Annotated in this window: 25 protein-coding genes; 19 read left to right on the top strand and 6 right to left on the bottom strand. The window is 25.2% G+C overall.

The window, feature by feature from the left end:
• The first annotated feature begins 2 nt into the window (after window positions 1-2).
• From X275_RS06940 to X275_RS06980, 9 genes are read left to right on the top strand one after another with little or no spacing between them, the layout of a single operon-like run.
• A complete protein-coding gene (locus X275_RS06940; protein ID WP_084825133.1) occupies window positions 3-980 on the top strand; it encodes a DHH family phosphoesterase in 978 nt (325 codons plus the stop codon).
• A complete protein-coding gene (locus X275_RS06945; protein WP_047268142.1) occupies window positions 977-1,399 on the top strand; it encodes a Na+/H+ antiporter subunit E in 423 nt (140 codons plus the stop codon). The genes X275_RS06940 and X275_RS06945 overlap by 4 nt, the downstream gene beginning before the upstream one ends.
• A complete protein-coding gene (locus X275_RS06950) occupies window positions 1,396-1,650 on the top strand; it encodes a monovalent cation/H+ antiporter complex subunit F (protein WP_047265306.1) in 255 nt (84 codons plus the stop codon). The genes X275_RS06945 and X275_RS06950 overlap by 4 nt, the downstream gene beginning before the upstream one ends.
• Window positions 1,650-1,931: a monovalent cation/H(+) antiporter subunit G gene (locus X275_RS06955; protein WP_047268143.1), complete on the top strand. Its 282-nt coding sequence runs from the start codon at window positions 1,650-1,652 to the stop codon at window positions 1,929-1,931. Before X275_RS06950 ends, X275_RS06955 begins: the two co-directional genes overlap by 1 nt.
• On the top strand, window positions 1,924-2,673 hold the full coding sequence (locus tag X275_RS06960; protein ID WP_047268144.1) for a hydrogenase subunit MbhD domain-containing protein: 750 nt from the start codon (window positions 1,924-1,926) through the stop codon (window positions 2,671-2,673). Before X275_RS06955 ends, X275_RS06960 begins: the two co-directional genes overlap by 8 nt.
• Entirely contained in the window at window positions 2,670-3,353 is a 684-nt protein-coding gene (gene mbhE, locus X275_RS06965) for a hydrogen gas-evolving membrane-bound hydrogenase subunit E (RefSeq protein WP_047268145.1), read from the top strand. Before X275_RS06960 ends, mbhE begins: the two co-directional genes overlap by 4 nt.
• A complete protein-coding gene (locus X275_RS06970; protein ID WP_047268146.1) occupies window positions 3,353-3,688 on the top strand; it encodes a cation:proton antiporter subunit C in 336 nt (111 codons plus the stop codon). The genes mbhE and X275_RS06970 overlap by 1 nt, the downstream gene beginning before the upstream one ends.
• Window positions 3,688-5,115 (top strand): proton-conducting transporter transmembrane domain-containing protein, encoded by a 1,428-nt coding sequence (locus X275_RS06975; RefSeq protein WP_047268147.1) that lies wholly within the window; start codon window positions 3,688-3,690, stop codon window positions 5,113-5,115. The genes X275_RS06970 and X275_RS06975 overlap by 1 nt, the downstream gene beginning before the upstream one ends.
• Before the next feature lie 33 nt (window positions 5,116-5,148).
• Window positions 5,149-7,005, top strand: coding sequence for a hypothetical protein (locus tag X275_RS06980; protein WP_047268148.1), 1,857 nt, complete (start codon window positions 5,149-5,151; stop codon window positions 7,003-7,005).
• A 67-nt stretch (window positions 7,006-7,072) separates the two neighbouring features.
• Here the strand turns inward: X275_RS06980 and X275_RS06985 are convergent, their stop codons facing one another.
• From X275_RS06985 to X275_RS07005, 5 genes are all read right to left on the bottom strand, one after another.
• The gene (locus X275_RS06985; protein ID WP_047265313.1) at window positions 7,073-7,459 is read right to left on the bottom strand and encodes a hypothetical protein; all 387 of its coding nucleotides are present in this window, start codon (window positions 7,457-7,459) and stop codon (window positions 7,073-7,075) included.
• Window positions 7,456-9,405 carry a ferrous iron transport protein B gene (feoB, locus tag X275_RS06990; protein WP_047268149.1) on the bottom strand — a complete coding sequence of 650 codons (1,950 nt, stop codon included), beginning with the start codon at window positions 9,403-9,405 and terminating at the stop codon, window positions 7,456-7,458. The genes X275_RS06985 and feoB overlap by 4 nt, the downstream gene beginning before the upstream one ends.
• A 3-nt stretch (window positions 9,406-9,408) precedes the next feature.
• A complete protein-coding gene (locus X275_RS06995) occupies window positions 9,409-9,627 on the bottom strand; it encodes a hypothetical protein (protein WP_047268150.1) in 219 nt (72 codons plus the stop codon).
• Between the two features lie 15 nt (window positions 9,628-9,642).
• Window positions 9,643-10,095: a ferrous iron transport protein A gene (locus X275_RS07000; RefSeq protein ID WP_047268151.1), complete on the bottom strand. Its 453-nt coding sequence runs from the start codon at window positions 10,093-10,095 to the stop codon at window positions 9,643-9,645.
• A 181-nt stretch (window positions 10,096-10,276) separates the two neighbouring features.
• Window positions 10,277-10,573 carry a metal-sensing transcriptional repressor gene (locus X275_RS07005; RefSeq protein ID WP_231588295.1) on the bottom strand — a complete coding sequence of 99 codons (297 nt, stop codon included), beginning with the start codon at window positions 10,571-10,573 and terminating at the stop codon, window positions 10,277-10,279.
• Between the two features lie 131 nt (window positions 10,574-10,704).
• On the opposite strand from X275_RS07005, the gene X275_RS07010 reads away from it, so the two are divergent.
• The 6 genes from X275_RS07010 to X275_RS11115 are packed head-to-tail and all read left to right on the top strand — an operon-like array spanning window position 10,705 to window position 17,727.
• A complete protein-coding gene (locus X275_RS07010) occupies window positions 10,705-13,335 on the top strand; it encodes an O-antigen ligase family protein (protein ID WP_047268152.1) in 2,631 nt (876 codons plus the stop codon).
• On the top strand, window positions 13,332-13,580 hold the full coding sequence (locus X275_RS07015) for a hypothetical protein (RefSeq protein ID WP_047265317.1): 249 nt from the start codon (window positions 13,332-13,334) through the stop codon (window positions 13,578-13,580). Before X275_RS07010 ends, X275_RS07015 begins: the two co-directional genes overlap by 4 nt.
• Window position 13,581: 1 nt before the next feature.
• Complete coding sequence (locus X275_RS07020; protein ID WP_047268153.1) at window positions 13,582-14,460, top strand: DegV family protein; 879 nt, start codon at window positions 13,582-13,584, stop codon at window positions 14,458-14,460.
• The gene (recG, locus tag X275_RS07025) at window positions 14,460-16,802 is read left to right on the top strand and encodes an ATP-dependent DNA helicase RecG (RefSeq protein WP_047268154.1); all 2,343 of its coding nucleotides are present in this window, start codon (window positions 14,460-14,462) and stop codon (window positions 16,800-16,802) included. The genes X275_RS07020 and recG overlap by 1 nt, the downstream gene beginning before the upstream one ends.
• Window positions 16,803-16,808: 6 nt before the next feature.
• Window positions 16,809-17,357, top strand: coding sequence for a 16S rRNA (guanine(966)-N(2))-methyltransferase RsmD (gene rsmD / locus X275_RS07030; protein WP_047268155.1), 549 nt, complete (start codon window positions 16,809-16,811; stop codon window positions 17,355-17,357).
• Between the two features lies 1 nt (window position 17,358).
• On the top strand, window positions 17,359-17,727 hold the full coding sequence (locus tag X275_RS11115; protein WP_052913146.1) for a late competence development ComFB family protein: 369 nt from the start codon (window positions 17,359-17,361) through the stop codon (window positions 17,725-17,727).
• Window positions 17,728-17,745: 18 nt separating this feature from the next.
• Here the strand turns inward: X275_RS11115 and X275_RS07040 are convergent, their stop codons facing one another.
• Window positions 17,746-18,294 (bottom strand): hypothetical protein, encoded by a 549-nt coding sequence (locus tag X275_RS07040; RefSeq protein WP_052913710.1) that lies wholly within the window; start codon window positions 18,292-18,294, stop codon window positions 17,746-17,748.
• 156 nt (window positions 18,295-18,450) lie between these two features.
• Between X275_RS07040 and X275_RS07045 the strand changes: the two genes are divergently transcribed.
• From X275_RS07045 to X275_RS07060, 4 genes are read left to right on the top strand one after another with little or no spacing between them, the layout of a single operon-like run.
• Window positions 18,451-20,481 carry a CBS domain-containing protein gene (locus X275_RS07045; RefSeq protein WP_052913712.1) on the top strand — a complete coding sequence of 677 codons (2,031 nt, stop codon included), beginning with the start codon at window positions 18,451-18,453 and terminating at the stop codon, window positions 20,479-20,481.
• On the top strand, window positions 20,468-20,800 hold the full coding sequence (locus X275_RS07050; RefSeq protein ID WP_047268156.1) for a hypothetical protein: 333 nt from the start codon (window positions 20,468-20,470) through the stop codon (window positions 20,798-20,800). The genes X275_RS07045 and X275_RS07050 overlap by 14 nt, the downstream gene beginning before the upstream one ends.
• Window positions 20,787-21,350 carry a DUF4416 family protein gene (locus tag X275_RS07055; RefSeq protein ID WP_047268157.1) on the top strand — a complete coding sequence of 188 codons (564 nt, stop codon included), beginning with the start codon at window positions 20,787-20,789 and terminating at the stop codon, window positions 21,348-21,350. The genes X275_RS07050 and X275_RS07055 overlap by 14 nt, the downstream gene beginning before the upstream one ends.
• A 1-nt stretch (window position 21,351) precedes the next feature.
• Window positions 21,352-22,704 carry a hypothetical protein gene (locus X275_RS07060; protein ID WP_047268158.1) on the top strand — a complete coding sequence of 451 codons (1,353 nt, stop codon included), beginning with the start codon at window positions 21,352-21,354 and terminating at the stop codon, window positions 22,702-22,704.
• Window positions 22,705-22,731 lie beyond the last annotated feature (27 nt).

The following is a 22,731-nucleotide window of genomic DNA, read 5'->3' on the forward strand; positions in this document are numbered from 1 at the left end:
GAATGATTAGAACAATAGAAGCTATAATAGGTGAAATAAATAAAGTGAAAAATATTATAGTTGTTGGTCATATTATGCCAGATGGAGACGATATAAGTTCTGTTTTGTCTTTAACTATGGGATTGGAAAAGTTAAATAAAAATGTTCGAGCAGTAATTGATGACCATATTCCAGGTTATCTTGAAGAATTTCCTTTTGTAAAAGATAAAATAAAATCATATGATTGTATTAATAAATTTCCAGCTGAATTAATAATTTCTGTTGATGCATCATCACCGGATAGAATTGGCAGAGTGTATGAGCATTTTAAATATGCTAGAAGTATAGTTATAGACCATCATGCAACTAATACATATTTTGGAAATATAAATTGGGTCGATACTTATGGAGCAACTGCTCAAATGATTTTAAGATTAAATAAGATGTTAGAAATTGAATATGATAAGGATATATCTACGGTTAATCTTTTAGGAATTGCAACTGATACTGGCTTTTTTAGATATTCCAATACTGATGCAACAGTGTTTGAAGATGTTGCCTGGCTTGTTGGAAAAGGTGGAGATATTGGGTTAATAAGCAATATGATTTTAGAAAATAAACCATTGGAAAATTTAAAATTATATAAAGATTTTCTTGACGTTATGAAATTAGAAAAAGATAATACAATTGTGTATTCTCATATTACTCTTGATATGTTGAGTAAATACAATATTTTGCCTAAAGATGCCCCTTCATTTGTTGGAGAATTAAGAGCGATTAAAGGTGTTGAAGTTGCCGTTACATTTTTAGAAGCAGAAAAGAATGTTTATCACGTAAGTATGAGGTCGAAAAATTGGTTTGATGTTTCAAAAGTAGCGGTGCATTTTGGCGGTGGAGGTCATCCAAGAGCTGCAGGATTTAGTAAAGAAACACATGACCTTGAAAAATTGGAAAAAGAAGTTATAGAAACTATAAAAATTTTGATGGAGAGTTATAAATGATATACTTGTTTATTATGTTTTTATGGTTAGGTTTTATAGGAGTATTAAATGATATGACAATTTTTTTAGGGATAATAATATCAATTTTAGTAGTAAAAATTTCAGAATTTTTTTTAAAATCTGAAATTTATGGTTTTGTTGAACTTTTTATTTCTGCGATAGGTAGAATTTTAGATATGTATAAGATGACCTTTAAATCTTTAAAATATTTAGTCAAAAAAAGTTATTGTGGATTAGTTCCGATTAATGTTGAAAATAAGACTGATTCAGAAAAAGCCGCAATAGCAAATTGTATTACATTGACACCAGGAACTATGTTTATTTTAGAAGAAAATAATCAACTTATTATACATAAATTTGATGAAACTCCAGTAGAGGCACATTCTTATGAGGATGTTTGGAAGGGTGAATTATTTTGATATATTTAATATTGGATTTATTGGTAATTGTATCCCTGGTTTTAATGATTGTTAAATTAATTCTCGGTCCTACTGCCTGGGACCGAGTTTTGGCATTTTCTTCTATGTCTTCAAAAATTTCTATTATTTCTTTAATATATGCTATAAATAAAGGTTTTTTTGTTATGATAGATATTATTATAATTTTTTTAGTTTTAAACTTATGGGGAGTAGTTATTATTTCTCGTTTTTTAGAAAGAGGGAGAAAGTGATGTTTGCTAACACTCTTCTTGTTTTAGGTGGAATTTTGATATTTTTAGGAAGTATAGGTATGTTAACCCAAAAGGATTTATATACCAGAATACAATTTGGCGGTATAGCTGATACTGTAGGTACATTTACTGTTTTAATTGGATTGGCATTAAAAACACAAAATGAGATATTCAGATTTATTATAATAGGATTATTGGTTTTATTAATAGGGCCGGTTTTATCACATGCAATTGCTCATAGTGCAGCATATAATAAAATAAGGGTGAAAGACAATGAGTGAAATTATAGAAAGTATTTTCTTGATTTCTGCAGTAATATTAACAATTCTGATGTTTTTTGTAAAAAGATATATTAATGCTATTTTAATATATGCAGCTTTTGGAACAATATTATCAGGAATATTTTTTATTTTTAATGCACCAGATGTCGCAGCGGTTCAAATGACGATAGGATCGGCATTTATAATTTTTGTTTATATTATTGCTGTAAAAACAAGATCAAAAATAAAAGTTGGTTATATTGAAATACCGTATTTATTTGAAAAGCAGGGTAAAAAATTAAAAGGTTTTGAAAAAGAATTATTGGATATTTTTTCGGAAAACTCTTTTTTTGAAATTGATTATATACCAATAGAAAAGGAAAAGATTAATTATTATATTTATAAAGACGAATTTGATATTATTGTTGGGGGGATAATAATTGAAAATAAAAAAAATGGTGATTTTTTATATTCTAAAGAATATTTACCAACAAAATTATTTAAATATGATGGTGTAATAGATAAAGAGTTTGAATGTGTTATTTTAAATAGGACAAAGAAGCAGAAAATTATAGATTATTTACGTTTGAAAGAATATTTTAGAAACAATTCTTATTTGAAAACGGAAGAATTTATAAGTACAGGGTATGTGTTGATTTTTTCTAAAAATAATAAAGCTTTAAGAGATGATTTTAACAGATTTTTAAAAACCTTTTTGAAATCGAAAGAATATGAAACTATAATCCGGAGGAATATAGGATGAAAAAAATAATAATTTCATTAATAGCAATATTAATTCTTTTTTTTATTTTATATGAAGAGACGCCGAGAGAATTTGTAAAAAATCCTAACTATAATATTAATATTTTATCAGAAAATGGATCTTTAAACATGGTATCTGCTATTGTATTAGATTATAGATTTTATGATACTTTTTTTGAAATTTTAGTTTTTACAGTAACAATAATTGGAATATCTTATTTTATGAAATTTTTTCAACCGGCTAAAACGCAATTTTCTGAACCATCTGTTGTTTTAAAGGTATTTGCTCCAGTGATGTTTCCAATTACTCTATTATTGGGGTTTTATAATACATTAACAGGACATTTATATCCTGGTGGTGGTTTTAATTCTGGGATTATACTTGGAACGGGAGTCCTTTCTTTGACACTTATAAAAAAATATGAAGATATAGAAGATATATTTGAAAAATCAAAAATAGAAGAAATCAAAGTTTTAATGCCTTTATTTATAATAGTGTATGGAGTGGTAGGAAAAATATTTTTCGGAGAGTATTTTATCAATTTTTTTCCAAAATTTCAACCAGGTAGTATTTTTAGTGGTGGAAGTGCCATTATGCTGAATTCGTTTATAGCTTTTGAAGTTTTTGGAGGTTCATGGACCATTCTTTATCAATTTATAAAGCACAGGGGGTTGCTTTAATGAGGATATATTTTATATATGCTTATATAGTTTTGTTTTTGGGACTATTAGGTATAATTATAAAAAAGGATTTAATAATGAAATTATTTTTTTTGAGTATATTTCAATCAGGAGTTTTATTATTCTTTATTTTTCTGGGATATGATGAAAATATTCCTATTATAATGTCTAATATTATACTTAAAAATGCTGATCCATTGATACACTCATTTTTGTTAACTGTAATTGTTATAGGCTTTGCAACAATATCACTATCTTTAGTATATATAATGATTTTAGCAGAAAATTTCAAAACTCATAATGTAGATATAATTGAAGAGGAGTTAGAAAAATAATGGCAATATTATTAATAATATTTCCTATTTCTTTGGGAATTTTAGCTTATCTTTTTAAAGAGCATCATAAGAAGATTGGATATATTACTTATATAATTTTATTAACCTTAAATACATATTTAACTTTTTTTGGTAAAGAAGAAAGAATATTTCCAGGTGGATGGAATCGATTAAAAGGAATAGAAATATATTTTCCAAAAGAAATGTATGTAGTAGCCTTCTTTTTTAATATTATGATGTTTATTATTTATTGGCGTTCTGCACGAAGACATAACAATATTTTTACCGCTTTGTGGTTGATAATAAATGGAACATTAATAGGAATTTTAACTTCTGAGGATTTTTTTAATACATATGTTCATCTTGAGCTGATATCAATATCTTCATTTTTATTAATTGGAATTGGAAGGACTGAAAAAAGAATTTGGGCAAGTTTAAAATACATGTTTTTAAGCTATATTGGTTTAAGCTTTTATCTTTTAGGAGTAGGATTAATTTATGCGAAAACTGGAAGTTTAAATTTGCATATAGCATTTTCTAAAGAACCTAACCCGTTAGCGGTATCTTTTATTATTACTGGTTTATTGGTAAAAAGTGGTATGTTATTTTTATCAGCATGGCTTCCTATTGTATATTCAGAATCATCTTCTGAGGTTTCGGCAATTTTATCTGGTTATATATCACCTATTGGAACCTATGTTTTGTATTCTTTTTCCTTATATGAAGGTTTTTATAATGAAGCAAAAGGAATTTTCCTTATATATGGTTTTATATCATTAATATTGGGTGGAATTTTGGCCTTTTTTGAAAATGATTCGAAAAGAATATTGGCCTATTCCACAATTTCTCAAATGGGATTAGCAATAATAATTATTGCTGTAAAAAAAGAATTATTTATTTTATTTTTTATATTACAAATGTTGTATAAGGCTTTAGCTTTTTATAATATTGGTCGAATTTATGAGAAAACAAAATGTAGAGATATATATTTATTAAAAAATATAAAAGGTTACAATACAAATAAGATATTGGCAATGCTTAGTGTTTTCGGATTATCCGGGATTTTTCCAGCGCATACATTTTTTATTAAAGAAAGTATTGAATTGCAAGGAGGGCTTAAAACTTTATTGTATATTTCGGCATTTATAACAGCTTCTTATTCAATTAAATTAATAGCCTCATTAAAATTAACTAAAAAGTTCTATTATTTTAGTCTTTTAATTACAACTCTGCCAATACTTAATTTTTTATCATTACATTTTAGTTTAAAAGATATGAGTATTTCAATATCGGCATTTGTAACAGCATTAATTCTTTCAAGAATAAAGACAAAACCAATATTGGTTAAGCTTAATTATCTTGAAAATGCATTAATCTTACAGATTTTTTCTATAATAATAGGGTATTATATAATAAAAGTAATATAAAAATATTGAGATAAAAATGAGAGGAGGAGGTTTATGAAAAAAGTCGTAATTTCTTTACTGTTTATTATTTTTTTCTATTCTTTTTCGTTTGCTGCGTTAATGAAATCTGTTGATGGTAATACTGTTAAAGTAGAGGTTTTAGAAATAAAAGATGGAAATATCAAGGTAAAACTTTTTAATCAAATATATACAGTTCAGGAAAGTAATGTATTGTATATATCTTTTGATGAAAAAACCACAGCTGATTATGGAATTATTATAGATGATAAAGTCTTTTCTGGTAAACTGACATCATATGCATCAACAACTGCAAACATTCAGATGAATATAGGTGAATTTATATTAAATGATGTTTCTAAATTGAAGTTTGTTAATTTTGCCAATTCTGAAGTTCCAGATATAAAATGGTTTAGAGAAAAACAACCTCAAAATTTTGATATAACATTAGGTGATGATTATACAGAAATAAAAGGTAATATTTTTGAAGCAAAAGAAAATCAATTGTTTTTAAATATACCTATTTTGGGGCAGGGTGTATTGGATTTGAGTGTAATAAAAAGCATTTCATATCCAAAGTATGATTTTAAAGAACCATATATTCTAAAATTATATAATGGTTATGAATTTAAATATGTAAATTTTTTGAAAAAGGTTAATGACTATTATTTCTTTGATTTAGGGTATGGTACATTAAGTTTGTTTAATTCATCAATTTTTGGCTTTTCTGGTGGTATGAAGACTCCGACTACTAAATATACATATTTTATATTAAAAAATGGAATGAAATTTTTTGGAGATATTACTGGTAGTGACGAAGAAAACTTAAATGTTACAAGTATATTTGGAGAACATAAAATATCAAAAAGTTCCGTTTTAACATATGCTAAAATACCTGATGAAAAAATAATGCTTGTCGTTTCTAAAGACGAGATTTTATATGGAAATTATGAACGTGAGAATAGAAAAATATCTTTAAATCCAGAAAATATTGGTAAAATAGATATTATATTAGTTAATTCTAATAAAGAAAAAGAAAGTATTGTAAGTACTCCAATGAAAAATTGGGAATTGAAAACAAATGTAATAAATAAATCTCTGGCTTTGAGTAAATATAATTTATTAGCTTATGGAAATGACAAAATGGTGATGATAGTTTCTGCAGTAAATAATGAAGGTTTTGGTAATTATAACCATGATTCAAAGGTTACAGCATTATCGTTTGATGATGAAAGTCAATTACTGTATTCAGGAGATGAAAAGGGGATATTGAATGTTTATAATTTAATTACTAAAAAAATTGATTATATGTTTGATTTTAAAAGTAAAATTACATATTTAATATCAAAAAATAATATATTATATGTAGCTCTCGAAAACGGGAAATTATATACAATTACAGGGGTTGAAAGTAAATTATTGATTGATATGAATGATGAGATAACGAGAGTAAGTGTGAATGATAGAGCAATATATATATCTATGAAAAATGGAAAAATTTCAAAAATTGATAAATTTAACGGAAAAACAATTTGGAATATGAAATTTGATAATTCTATAACAGATATTTTATTATTAAAAAATGATAAATATTTAGTAGCAGCACAATATAATGGGAAAATATCAATTTTAAATATCGAAAATGGAAATGTTTTAACCTCATTTCAATCATTTGAAGGTGTATATAGTATTTTACCATCTTTATTGAAAAATTATTTTATAGTATCAGGAAAAAATGGAGAAATAGAAGTATGGAATAGTATAAATTTAAATAAAGTTTCAAAATTTAATATTGGAAAAGATATAATTTATACGTTATTAGATTCAACAGGTGATGTTATATTCTTATTAAAAAATAATTCTGTTGTATCTATGAAAATATTTGAATATTAAAAAGTGTTTATAAAAAGTGTTTAAATATAAAAATGGCTGAATTATCAGCCATTTTTATATTAATAAATTATTTATTATACCCTTCTTTTTTTAAAAAATTAGTTTCTTTGTAAAGTACATATAGCATTAAAAAGGAGAATAAGTATATTGAAATTTTAAAATCAGGGATATCATTACCGCTCGTATAAACTGCAAGCCATCCAAAAATATATTTTAATAGTTCATATGTACCAATTAACAAGGATATAATTCCACTAACTATAATATGAGCAGAGAAATGATACCAGACGTTTTTTATATCCTCCCATAATCCAATAAAAGCAATAAGTGATACTATGATATAAGATACAAATATGAAATTATCATATTTAAAATTAATTATAGCCATAAATATGGATAAAATTCCAATAAAAATTAAAATATTTTTCTTAAAATTATTTTTTTTATTTTTCATAGGAATATTCCTCCTATCACATAAACTATATTGGCTATTATATAAGCTACAATTAATGTATAAATTAATTCAAAGAAAACCCATTTCCAACCATTAGTTTCTTGTTTTATTACACTTAATGTAGCAAAACATGGAATGTAAGCTAAAACAAAGAAAATTAGAGCTAATGCTGACTGAGGAGATAATATTGTTTGCAATGCATAATTCATACCCTCTTCACCAACATTTAAAATAGTCATATAAGAAGAAGCTACAACTTCCTTTGCAACTGCTCCAAAAATCAAAGAAATATTTGTTTGCCAATTCCATCCAAGATTTTGAGTTATGGGTTCAAAAAATTTTCCCAGATAAGCAGCATAAGAATTTGCAATATCATTATTGTTTGGAAAATAAGATAAAAGCCATATAAAAATAGTTGCTATTAATATAATCCCTCCAGCCTTCTCTAAGAAATGCTTTCCTCTATTCCAGGAATATAAGATTAAATTTCTAAAAGTAGGCATTCTAAACCTTGGTAACTCTATTGTAAAGGGAACATCTTCTCCTTTTATGAAAAATATTTGAAGTATCTTTGCAGATAATAATACTAAAATTATACTTGATATGTATACGAAAAGTAATATAGTAGCAGCGTTTTTTTCAAAAAAGGCACTTATTAATAATATATAAACAGGTAATCTTGCAGAACAGGAGGCAAAAGGTATACTTAATATTAAAGCCATTCTTTCCTTTTTATTGGCTATAGTTTTTGTTGACATTATTGCAGGAACACTACATCCAAACCCAAGTATAATAGACATGAAAGAACGACCACTGAGACCAAATTTTCTAACTAATTTATCAACTAAAAAAGCTGCTCTGGGTAAATACCCTGATTCTTCTAAAAAACCCATAAAAAAGAATAATACAAATAATTGAGGAACAAAAATTAAAACGCCACCTACTCCCCCTATTATTCCATCAACAATTAATGAATTTAACCATGGTATAGGAATTTTTCCATTTATTGAATTTCCTAAATTGCTAAATAATATATCAATCAAATCTGAAAGAGGGCTGGCAATATTAAAGGTTAACGAAAAAACAAAATATAAAGCAACGATATATATTAATAGTCCTAATATTTTATGTGTCATTACATGGTCAAGAATATCTCTCATTGCCCAGTTTCTACCTTGTTCAATCACAGAACTTTTTATAACAGTTGAAATAAACTTAAATTTCCAATCCATATATTCAGATTTTAATTTATTAATATCAAACTTTGAATTTATTTCCTTAATCAATTCTTCCGGATAATATAAATTTTTATTTCCAAATTCTAAATAATATATTGATAGCCACCTTTTGTCATATGATTTTAAAAAATCAAATTTTTCTAATTCTTTCGAAAAAAAATTTATAAAAGAATTTATTGAATTTGTATATGCAAATTTTTTTAGTGGAATATTTTTATTTTCTGCTGTTTTATGAATGGCTTCTAATAGTTGATCTATCCCAATATTTTTTTTTGCAGAGGTTAAAACAACAGGTATATTTAGAGTTTTTTCAATAAAAGAGGGATTTATAACTTTGCCTTTTGAATATGCTTCATCAATAGAATTAATTGCTAAAATTACAGGAAGATTCATTTCTAAAATTTGTATTAAAAGATACATAGATCTTTCTAAATTAAGAGAGTCAGCAACGACGACAACTGCATCTGGAGATTCATTTATCAAATAATCTCTTGCAACCTTTTCATCATCGCTTTGAGCAGATAAAGTATAGATTCCAGGTAAATCTACAAGTTTAAAATGATGATTTTTATATTTAAATGAACCAACTTTTTTTTCAACAGTTACTCCAGGCCAATTTGCAATATATTGTCTACTTCCAGTTATAATGTTAAATATAGAGGTTTTACCAACATTTGGATTTCCGATTATAGCAATTTCAAAAGTCATGTTTTACCCTCCACAATTTTTTTTATCACAAAATTTATTTATTGGACAATCACTGCATTTTAAATTTAATGAATCAAATGTATTTATTTTTATGCCGCTAGATATTAAAAAGGGGAATAAAATTTCCAACTCTTGATTATTTAAATTGAATTTCCTTTTAATTTCATCTATAGAAATATTTTCGTTTGTGTTTTTCAAAAATGTTAGAACTTGATCTATCATATGCTCACCACTCTTTTATTCTTTTTTTAAAAGAATTTTTTTTGCACGACCTTTACCAAAGATTATTTGTTTTCCATTTATGGTTATTGTTACTTTACCACGATGATTATTAAGTACATTAATTTGCTTTCCAACATATAAATTTAAACTTTCCATATCCTTTTTGAAAAAGATTCCGCCTTTAATGAAAAAAATTTCATATTGTCCAGGTGAAGCTTCATCTAAAGAAAATATTTCATTTGTAACTTCTACAAAAATTTTTTGAGCTTCATTTTTCCTTATCATGATTTTATTATCATCTATTTTAAATACCATTGGATCGCCAAAAGGAGATTCGTGTATATATATTATTTTTTTTCCAGGGATTAAACCCATGGCGATAAATCTTTCTTTAACATTTTCATCAAATTCCAATCTTACAATTATGCCATCCATTCCTATTTTTAAACTACTTAATGGTATAATCACATTAGTTTCCTCCTGAAATAAGTGATATTTTTCGTTTATATTATATCCGATTTCTGTTAAAATCTTACAGCACGAAATAAAATAGAGAATTACTTAATTCTATATATAAAATAAATCTAAACTTTTAATATAAAATAATTAACAACAATAAATTAAAAAATTAAATATATATTATTATATTTTACAAAGTTTTATTTATATACTCTATAACATCTTCTAATTCTTTTAATTTTATTTCTATTTCTTTTGAATTATCCGAATATGCAGCTTCTCTTACACAAGTTTCGAGATGTTCTTTTAAAATTTGTGAATTAGCTTTTTTTAATAAAGATATAGAAGCCAAAATTTGTTTTGATATATCAATACAATATCTGTTATCTTCTATCATCTTTATAACAGCTTCAACCTGTCCTCTCGCAGTTTTTAATACATTTAAAGTTTTTTTGTGTTTCATATGATGATGTGTATATTTATCCATTTTTTCTCCTCCCTGCTCTATATTTTCTTCTCATATATAATTATATACTATTTTTATTTATTTTGTGTGTTGCCAAATAAAAAATTTGTGGTATGATATTATAGAAAGAAAAAATTCGAGGGAGGGTGAATATGAAAGAATTATCAAAATATCCTAAAGACATAATTGCAATGGGACTATTTTTTTTGTTATTACCTTTTTTAATGGTTCCAAATTGGGTATACGAGTATTCAACACAGAAGCATCTTGTTTTTTCATTATTCTTCACAATAATGTTTTTTATTTATTACTATAAAATTCAAAAAGAAAAATATGAAATAGAATATTCATTAAATCATGTATATTTTTCTTTATTTGGTATAGCGACTTTGTTTTCTTTAATAAGTGTTATTATTCAGAATAAATATTATTTTAGATATTCATTTGAAGTATCATTATATACTTTAATTATTGTTTTTGTTTCTTATATATTAACTAATAGATTTGGGAAAGATTATAAATATATTGAGGATGCTTTGTTTATTTTTTTAATTACAGGATTTATAATTGGATTTGATGGTCTTCTAAATAAATTTTTTGGATTTGACATCTTTTTTGGTAAATATGGTGATCCATCTCAAAGAATTACTTTAAGAACAACAATTGGAAATCCAAATTTTGTATCCGATTATATGGGGCAAATGATACCAATAGGTATATATTTTGCATTATCTAGAAATTCTGATATATTAAAAAAAATTTTTTCCATAATATCTGTTTTTATAATGTTCTGGGTATTATTATTTGCACAGACACGTTCAATTTATTTATCTTTTTTTCTGGGAATGATGATTTTTGCAATTTTTTTTACTCTTAGTATTTTAAAAAATAAAGATGAAGAAAAAGTTAAATATATAACATCTAAGCGATTCATCGTACCTTTGCTGTCAGTTTTTTTGTCAATATTATTTTTGTTTATAATGTTTAACATTCCTTCACCATTTAATAAAAGTGGAGAAGTGGTAGCATCAAAAAGAATTGGGGCAATGGCATCAGTATCTTCATGGGATGAAAGAACCTTATCCTGGTTAGCTGCTGTTGAACAATGGCAGGATAAAAATCATATAGAAAATAGATTTATAGGTGGGGGAATAGCTACTTACCCTGTTTATGCTGTTAGATATATGGCAGATATTCAGTCAAGAGATCCTGAAAAATTTTACTATGCTTGGAATAATTTTAAAAGAGCTCATAATGATTATCTACAGGTTTTAGGTGAAACAGGTCTTTTTGGATTTATACCAATAATTTTGTTATTATTCGGGTTAATAACAGTTTTTATGAAAAGAGTTTTTAAAATAGAAGACTTTGACAAAATTTTATTATTTAATTTATTTGCGTGGAGTTTAACTATAGTTGCAATACATTCATTTACAGAATTTCCAATGCATCTTCATCCAAATATAATGTCTGCATTATTCATTACATCGGTGGCACTTTCCAGGCAATTTGGAGAAACAAGAAAAATAAGAATTTCAAAACAAGGATTGAAAGTTTTATTATTAGTTTTTTTTGTTATAGGTATAATTGTATCTTATTTAAAAATTCAGTCAACAGCAGCTGAGGTTTATTTTAAAATAGGAAATACTGAATATATGAAAATTGATGCATATGAAAATGTAGTAAAAAAACAAATACCAGATGTTTTAAGACAAATAGATAAAAAGATACAGGAATATAAAAGTTATAAAGTTACAAATCCTTTGGATTTACAAAAAATATCAATGGAAATAAAAAATTTAGAGGAGCAAAAACAAAAATATATATCTGCTAAAACAGAGTATGAAAATAAGGCTTTTGAGTCATATAAAAAGGCTAAAAAATACTTTTTGAAATCATTAAAATCAAATTCTGCTTTTGGAAAATCTGGATTTTATCTGGCCCAATTATTAGCTAAAGCTCCATATAGATTAATGGAAATAGATTATAATAATCTTGAAAAATATATGAGAATGGAAACTCCAGATTATAATTTTATATTAAATAAATTTGAAGGATCAATAGATTTAATGCCATTTAATAGATATCAAATAAGGGATACTATAATGAAACTCTATGAGTTGTTAAAGGATAATAATAATAAACAATTATTACAGGCTTTAGCTTATATTCAGATAGTACAAGATGAAATTGATCAATTAGAAAGCGATTATACATCTTTTAATGAAAAAAATGCATATAGGTTAATTGCTAAATTAAATGTTTTAATATTTCAAAATTTAAGCAATATAGAAAAATTTTTTAAGACAGAAGAAGATATTGTTGAAGAAATAAATAGATTAAAAGAAAAGTATTATAATGATTTTATTCATTGGTATAATAAAACTATTGAAATATTACCGGGAGGCTGGAATAGATTCCCGGAATGGGAAGATGTATATACTGAGTACATGAGAATAATGTTTAATTTTAATCAATACTTGGGATATGAAACAGTTGTAGACAATATAATAAAGATATCAAAAAAGGAAGGAAAAGCTGATTATTATATGGCAAAGAAATTTAGAGGAATACCAGATAATTCATTTAAATTTTTTGAAGATTTATATTTTTATTTAAAATCAAATAAAAAGGAAGATTTGGCTTTAAAATTATCAAAAGCTGTATCCAAAAATTATGAAAATGTATATAGTTTTTATGTGGAATATCTAAAAAAATATCCTGATTATAGATATAAAAGTAGAGTAGAAAATTTCATAAAAACATATGAATTTTTAAAATGAGAATAGCAATAATTTTATTAACCATAGTTATTATTTTAAATTCTATAACATTTTATTTTTATTTAAAAATAAAAAATATCGAATCAGTTAATTCACAGTATTCGATATATGATGTGTATATGAAGACAAGATTTTATGATAAACTTATAATATTTATGTTAAACCATAATAATATTCAAGAAGTAGAATTAAATGGACTTATATTTAAGAGAGAAGGAAATAAAATTATTGTTAAGGAGGAATAAAATGAAAAGAGCTATAATCATAGATTCTGGATGTTCCCCAACGCAAGAATGGATAAAAAAATATAATTTGAAATTTATGGGGATGAAAGTATATGTTGACGGCGGAGAATATACTGATGGAATAAGTTTAAATCATGACAAATTTTATGATTTAGTAAAAAATGCTAAAGAAATTCATACTGCACAACCATCTTTAAAAGAAATAATGAACATCTATGAAAAATTAATGGAAGAGGGATACGAAGAAATAGTTGATATACATTTTTCATCTAAAATGTCTGGATTATATAATACTGCGCAAATGGCAAGAAATATGCTTGCTAATATTAATCTTAAAATTATTGATACTAAAATGGTATCAATAGGAGCATCTTTGGTAGCAAGAAGAATTGTTGAATTATTAGTAGATGAAAAAATTCCTTCTGAAAAAATTGAAGATTTAATACCAAAAATTATTAATAACACTTTTATGGAATTTTCAGTTCCAACTCTAAAATATCTTATAAAAAATGGAAGAATAGGAAAAGCAGCAGGTATGGCTGGTACACTATTGAAAATTTTGCCTGTATTAACAGTTGAGGATGGGGAAATAACCCCTTTAACAAAAGTAAGAGGAATAAATAAAGTTTTCAAAGTGATGGCTGATAATGCCTTTGAATTTATAAAAGAAAGACCATATAATATAAAAATTTATAAAGTGCATGGATTTGAGTCAAATTTAGAACAGGAAAATAAAGTTTTTAATATGTTTATGGAAAAATTTGAAAAATTAAATTATAAATATGAATTAATTGAGGGGAGAATCTGGCCAACAGTTGCATGTCATAGTGGTCCAGAGGTTTTTGGATTGGGTGTTTATGGGGAGGAAAATCCTTTATAATGTTTCTTGAGGATTTTTTTAAAGAACTCGAAAAATACTTAAAAAGAGGATTGAATAAAGAAATTTCGTGGAATACTTTTTTCCCGGAAATATACAGATTTTGTGAAAATAATATAAATATTATAGAAAAAGAAAAGGGCCTAAAAGAGAAAATAGGCTCATTTTTAGCATATTACAAACCCATAAATAAATTATCAGAAGAGAGAAGAATTAGAAGAATAAAAGAAGGGTTTAATTTAATTGAAAAATTAAAGAATATATATTTAATTGATACTCCTGCTGCTCTTCATAAAGAATTGCCATTGAAAACAGATATCAAATTTATAAAAGGAGTAGGGAAAAAAAGAGCTACGTTAATGAGAGAATTAGGGATTAATAATATTGAAGATACGTTTTATTTTTTTCCAAGAGAATATGAAGACAGAAGAGAAATAAAGAGTATATTAGATTGTTACCATGGACAAAATTGTTTAATTGTTGGAAATATAGTAAATTATGAAGAAAAAAAAGTTGGAACATTAAGAATACTTTCTTATGTTTTAGAAGATAAAAATAATTCTATTATAATATTAACGTGGTTTAATCAAGAATATATAAAAAAATTTTTAAATATAGGAATGAAAGTTGCAGTTTATGGTACGCTAGAGATTGATTTTGGAAGAAAACAGATGAAAAACCCTGATTTTCAAGTTATAACTTCTATTGATGAAATAAAAACGGGAATCATGCCAATATACCCGTTAAAAAAAGGATTATATCAAAATACTATGAGAAATATTTTTTCAGAAACTATTCAATATGCTAATAATGTGAAAGAGTTTATACCTGAAAAATTATTAAAAAAATATAAATTTTTAAATTTTCCATCAAGAATAAAGGGAATACATTTTCCAAAAAGTTTTTATCATCTCAAAAAAGCAAAAGATACACTTAGATATGAAGAAATATTTTTATTTGAATTATCAGTATTAATTCAAAAACTAAAAATCCAATTAAAGAAAGGTTTTTCAAAAAAAATAAATGGTGAATTATCAAAAAAATTTATGGAATCCTTACCATTTAAATTGACCAATTCACAAATTAAGGTTTTTGAAGAGATTAGAGAAGATATGAAAAAAGATGTGCCTATGAACCGACTACTTCAGGGAGATGTTGGTTCTGGAAAAACTGTAGTGTCTGAATTAGCTTTGATTGATAATTTTGAAAGTGGATTTCAAGGAGCAGTAATGGTTCCAACATCGGTTTTGGCTAAACAACAGTATAAAAGGTTAAAAAAGGATTTTGAAAAGTTTGGAATTAATGTGGAAATACTATTGGGAGAAACAAAAAAATCTAAAAAAATAGAAATAAAAGAAAATTTGATAAAGAATAAAATAGATATATTAATAGGCACCCATGCTTTAATACAGGATGATGTAGAATTTAAAAAATTGGGGTTAGTCGTAATAGATGAACAACACAGGTTTGGAGTGAAGCAGAGATTGGCTTTGATAAGCAAAGGTAAAATGCCAGATATTTTATTCATGACAGCAACTCCAATTCCCCGAACTCTGGCAATGACATTATATGGTGATCTGGATGTTTCTATAATTACTGAAATGCCTGCGGGAAGAAAAAAGATAAAAACATTATTACTAAAAGAAAACAAAGTAAATGAAATTTATAAATTTATAGATAAAGAATTAGAGTCAGGAAATCAAGCTTTTTTCGTATATCCTTTAATTGATGAATCTGAAGTAATGGAATTGAAAGCTGCTACTGAAATGTATGATATATTGAAAGAGAGATTTAGAGAATATGGAGTTGGATTGTTACATGGAAAAATGACACCTCTGGAAAAAAATGATATTATGGAGAAATTTATAAATAAAGAATTTAGAATATTAGTATCAACCACTGTAATAGAAGTGGGAATGGATATACCAGATGCAACAATTATGGTAATTGAACATGCTGATAGATTTGGTTTATCTCAATTACATCAATTAAGAGGTAGAGTGGGAAGAAGCAAAAAACAGGCATATTGTTTTTTGATTATGAGTCAAAATGTATCTGCTGAGACAAAAGAAAAACTGAGATTATTTGCTAATACAACGAATGGTTTTGAAGTGTCGGAGATTGATTTAAAATGGAGAGGACCTGGAAAATTTTTTGGGACAGAACAACACGGATTACCAGATTTTAGATTTTTAGACATATTGAAAGATACAGAATTAATAGAAAAAGCAAGAAAGGATGCATTAGAAATATTAAAAGAAGATCCTGAACTAAAAAAATATAAAACTCTAAAATATGAAATATATAGACGTTATGGGAAAAAATTAAGGATGCTGGAGGCATAAATAAAGATGTTGTCAATAGAAAATGGAATATTAAAAGGTAGAAAAATAAATATTGTTCCTGACAAAAGAACAAGATATACTCCTGCGAATGTAAGAAGAGCTTTAATGAATATAATAGATGTAAAAGATATGAATACACTGGAGATATTTGGAGGATCTGGGGTAGTTTCTTTTGAATTTATTAGTTCTGGAGCTGAAAAAGTAACTATAATTGAAACATCACGAAAAGCATGTTCGACCATAATAAAGAATTCGAAAATTTTAAAAATAAATAATAAACTAAAATTAATATGTTCAGATTTTCGAAAAGCTTTGAAAAAGTTAACAGAAAAATACGATCTAATATTTTTAGATCCACCATTTCAAATGGGAATTGCAGATGAAGCTCTGGAAAAAATAAGTGAAAATAAATATATATATAATGAAAACACATTAATAATAGTAGAACATTCTAAAAGGGAAAAGTTGAAAAAAACATATGGTGATTTAATATTGGATAAGGAGTATAATTATGGTGATATAAAAATATCTATTTACATAAAGGAAGGTGGATGATATGATTATAGAAAAATACCATATTTTTAATGTTTTAGAGCATTTAGTTGAAGATATAACCAATGAAATGTTTAGCATGCCAAATGTTGATATGTGTATTTGTGATCGTTGTAGGGCAGATGTTATAGCTTTAGCTCTAAACCATTTACACCCTAAATACGTAGTTACAGAAAAAGGAAGGATATTTTCTGAACTTGAAACATATACATTTCAAATAAGAGCAGAAGTTTTATCAGAAGTTTTAAAAGCAATGGAAAAGGTAAAAGAAAGACCATCGCACCCAAAAGAAGAATCAATCTACAAAGAAAAACTCATAGATTTAGATAAATTAGAAGAACATTTTAATAATTTGCAAAAAAAGAATGATTAAGAATTACAGAAAAAATAATTAAAAATAAGCTGTAAAAATCATTCCGAGGATTTCATCATTTTGATTTGAAATAGCATTACCCAGCTTTAACATTAATAACTTATTTTCAAGTGTTTTTATTTTATTTTCCAATTCTGATTTTATATCAGGGTCGGTTTCTGTTTTTATATAATTTTTAAGATTATTGATTAATTCTTCCAGCCTTTTTATCTTATCATCCTTTTTATTATCTAATTTATTTGGATTATTTTCGATTATATTATCGTCATTTTTTGGACTATTGTCCATTTTGTTTTTATATGCAATCATTACCTGTGTTTTTCCAGCAACGGCGGCGAGGAAAGCACCTCTTTTTTGAATATCAAGAGATATTTTGCTGTATATGACATATCCTCCGTTTTGAATGGCTTCTTTTTTAAATGCCATTAAATTGCCAGTTTCTTGAGATAAAACACGTATAATACTCATTGAAGCAGGAGCTCCCGAGGCTATTCCCGGTTCTCCTGGGTCTAATTTATAACCAAGTATGGGATTAATATTATCAGGATTAATTTTCATATTTATCATTTTTACCACTCCTGAGAAATTATAACCATATTTTACACTTAGATTTTTTATTTTGCATTTAAAGATAAAAATTTTAATGTTCTTTTTTTAATCATATTATTTAGATGTTGAAAAGATTAAAAATGTTCTAATAAAAAATAAAAAGTGAGTGATTGTATGGATATACCACAAATTTTGGAAAAAAACATAAAAAAAATAAAAATAGGCTATTTAAAAGTAAATTTTACATATATAGAAAATAAAATCATAGAAATAAAAAAGTATGGAAGAATATTGCATGAAAAATATCCATCAGATATTCTAATAGTACTTGAACTTTCTGAAATAATAAAAGCATATATATTTTTTTATACTTTTGAATGTGATATAAATATATTTAAAAAATTCAATCCTGAAGTAAAAAATAATATGATAGTATTTGATTTGAAAGAAAAGAGTATGGATAAAGCTTTTGATATAATAATCAATGAAATTAGAGAAAACTATATTCCTGCTATTAAAGCCAGAGATATAATGTCCTCACCAGTAAGGACTGTTTTATCAAATGAAGCTATTGAAAAAGTATATAGAATAATGATTCAAACAGGACACAATGGTTTACCTGTAATTGAAAAAAATGAATTAATAGGTATAATAACCAAAAAAGATATTGAAAAAGCTATAAATCATGGACTATCTAAATTTCCTGTAAAGGAAATAATAACGAAAAATGTTGTATCAGTTTTGCCTGAAACACCAATTGAAGAAATAAGATATAAAATGCTTGAAAATGGAATAGGACGATTATTAGTTATAGATAAGAATAATATGTTAATGGGAATAATAACAAGGTCTGATTTGATTAAAGGAAAAGTATTTCATAAATCAAAGCCTAATATAATTATTGAATATAATGAAGAAGTTCATAAATATAATATATTAAAGAAGATGCTAAAATATATTCCTTCAAAATATATGAATCTTTTAAGGTTATTAGGTGCATATGGAAGTGAATTGAATATGCCAGTTTATGTTGTTGGTGGATTTGTCAGGGATTTGTTATTGGGTAAAAAGAATTTTGATATAGATATAGTGGTCGAAGGCGATGGATTAAAATACTCAAAATATGCATCAAAAAATTTAAGGGCAACATTTGTTGAACATAGTGAATTTCATACAGGTTCATTGTTTTTTAAGGATGGATTTAGAATAGATATTGCTACAGCCAGAACTGAGTATTATGAAAAACCAGCAGATTTGCCAAAAGTAGAATTAAGTACAATTAAAAAAGATTTATATAGAAGAGATTTTTCAATAAATGCTATGGCTATAAAATTAAATAGTGAAGAATTTGGTGTTTTACTTGATTTTTTTGGATGCAAGAAAGATTTAGATAAAGGTATTATTAGGGTATTATATAACTTAAGTTTTATAGAAGATCCAACAAGAATTTTAAGGGCTATAAGATTTAAAAATCGTTTTAATTTTATAATTGAAAATAGAACATATGAATTACTAAAAACCACAGTAGAAAACAATTATATTGAAAAAGTTACTGGAATGAGATTAAGAGAAGAATTTGAAAAAATTTTAAATGAAAGGAATATAATAGATTCTCTCAAAGAAATGGGGAGATTAGAAATATTAGATCATCTATTTTTATATACAAAATACAATGAAAAAAAAATAAAAATTTTTAAAAGAGTATTAATTTTCTACAATTGGTTAAAAGAAAATGCATTGCAATATATAAAAAGCGTAAAAATTTTTCATTTATTTTTATATTCTTATCTTATTAATGAAAGTAATGATGCAAAATCATATGTATTTAATCGTTATGGATTACCAAAAAAGTTTATTAATAATATAGAAAAATTTGAAAAACTACAAAAAGAACTAAAAAAAATAAATCCAGATTCATTATTCTCAGATTTTTATAAATTAACAGATTCATTTGATAATGAATTGTTAATTGTTTTGTCGGGATATATTGATTTACAAACAACAGAAAAATATAAAAAGTTTCTATTAAAGATAAAAGATTTCAAATTAAACATTACAGGAAATGATATAATAAAATTAGGCATAAAGGGTAAAAAAGTTGGGGAAATTTTGAATAAAATAAAAATGTATAAACTGGATGATAATATCAATGATGAAAAAGATTTTTTGTTAAAATTAGTGGAGGATTGGAATGAATCAGTATAGAATTTATATATTAATTGCATCAATTTTAATATTGATATCTTCGTTTTTCATAATTAACATATTAAATAATTCTTCAGATTTAATAATGGTAGCATCTACAAAAAAGTTACCTATAGAAATCGAAAATAAAAGTAATGAAGTTATTTTTATCAACGGAGAAAAACTTAAACCCCAGAATAAAAGGAATATAAATCTTGGAAAAAATGAAAAAATAATAATTACAAATAATTCCGGAACGGTTATAATAAAGACTTTTGAAAAAATATATAAAGTGAAATTAAAATCTTTTGAGGTGGTGATTGAAAATGGGGAAAATTAAAGATATAGATAGGGTGAATTATGTAATACATTTTTTTTCAGCAGGAGATACGGATTATTGGTTATATCATGAAAATGTATTGGAAAAATTAAAAAAACATTTTGGTGAAATAGATTATATTTCTGATGAATTAGATTTTCAAAAATATACATATTATTATAATCTGGAAATGGGGCAAAATGTAAAGATAAAAGCCAGGATGATAAGTTTTAAAAACTTATATTCGCCTGGATTTTTAGCAGATGCTAAAACAATAACTAATTCTATAGAATTAGAGTATGCTTTTGATGGAAAAAGAAAAATTAATCTTGATATAGGATATATTCACCATATGCAATTTGTCCTTGCCAGTACAAAACCATGGGGTAATAGAATTTATTTATCAAAAGGAATATATGCAGAAATAACATTAATGTATGTATATGATCAGTGGAAAGCATTTGACCATTCCTATCAGAACTTTAAAGATAAAGAATATCAGAATATTTTAACTGAAATTAGAAATATATATTTAAATAAAAGAAAAAAATGGTTATCGGGGAGAAAATAATATGAAAAATAAATTATTTTTTCTATTATTTATAATAATAACAGTTTATAATTTTTCATCAGCAAAATTATTATTTCCAGATTCAATAGACTTTTATTATCAACGTTCGAAAAATATAAATTCCGGTATATTATATACCGGAATTCCTTTGTTTTTTATTGAAGATAACAATTATAAATCTAATATATTATTTGAATTTCCGTTTGGTTTCGAAAAAAGATTGGAAAATAATGTGCTATTTAATGGTGGAGGATATTATACCTTAGAAAAAGATAAGATTTTTTTTAGTGATCTATACAATGAATTTTATTCATGGATGAATTTTGGTTTTGAATTTTATCATAATGATAATCTATATGCAAGATTTATAGTTGATTTCAAAGAAGGAAATAGTGCATATTTTAAATATAAAAACTTGACTTTTTTGGATATATATAACAATTTTGAATTAATTAAAAGAGATACACTAGATACGCCGTCGTTGAGCTATTTAAGCTTAAAAAATAATAACTGGAGTTTTATTTTAGGAAGAACCAGAATATCTCTTGGACCATTAAAAAATTCATTAATTCTTTCAGATGCAACAAAATATTATGAAAATATAAACTACAAATACAGATTTAAAGGAATAACATTCAATACAATATTAATTTCAATGCAACCAATGCTAACTGAAGAAGAATATGAAAAACAATTTTCTACAGATGCAACTGATGCTTTTAGAGAAATATTAACAAATAGAGTAGATTTTAATTTTGATAAAATAAATATAGGAGTAACATCTTTGAATTTGTATGGAGGATCAAAATCTTTAATAGATGCAAAAAATGGATTAATATCTATAGATGCATTATTGCAATATAAAAATTTCAGATTATACGTTCAGGATACTTACAATACATTTAAAGATAAAAATAGCTATGGTTATGGTGCGGAAATATTATTTAAAATACACAAAGATACATACTTTTCAATGTTATATGAAAATTATTTTGTTGATAATGGAATATATGAAGATGAGATTCCATATAACAGATTATATAATCGTTCATTGGAAATAATAAACGAACCTGGAGCAAGATATTTTTACGATTATCCACTTGGATTTAAATATGATGAAAATTCCAAAGTTCAAAGTTTTCAAACATATATATCAAATAGAAATTTTTTGATGTTGTATGAACAGGATTCTGGAATTTCCTTTGGTAATGATTTCTTTAATGAAAAAATTAAAATGTATATCAGATTCTTCAATAATATAAATGTGGAACTTAAATATATAAATTTAAGATACGATAAGCAGAAATTTGAAAACTATTCAGTGTTTTTAATAATTCCTATTAAAATTCAATGATAATATTGAACGTTTTATGGAAGAGGT

This window comes from Marinitoga sp. 1197 (assembly GCF_001021165.1).
In the GTDB taxonomy this organism is placed as follows: Bacteria; Thermotogota; Thermotogae; order Petrotogales; family Petrotogaceae; genus Marinitoga.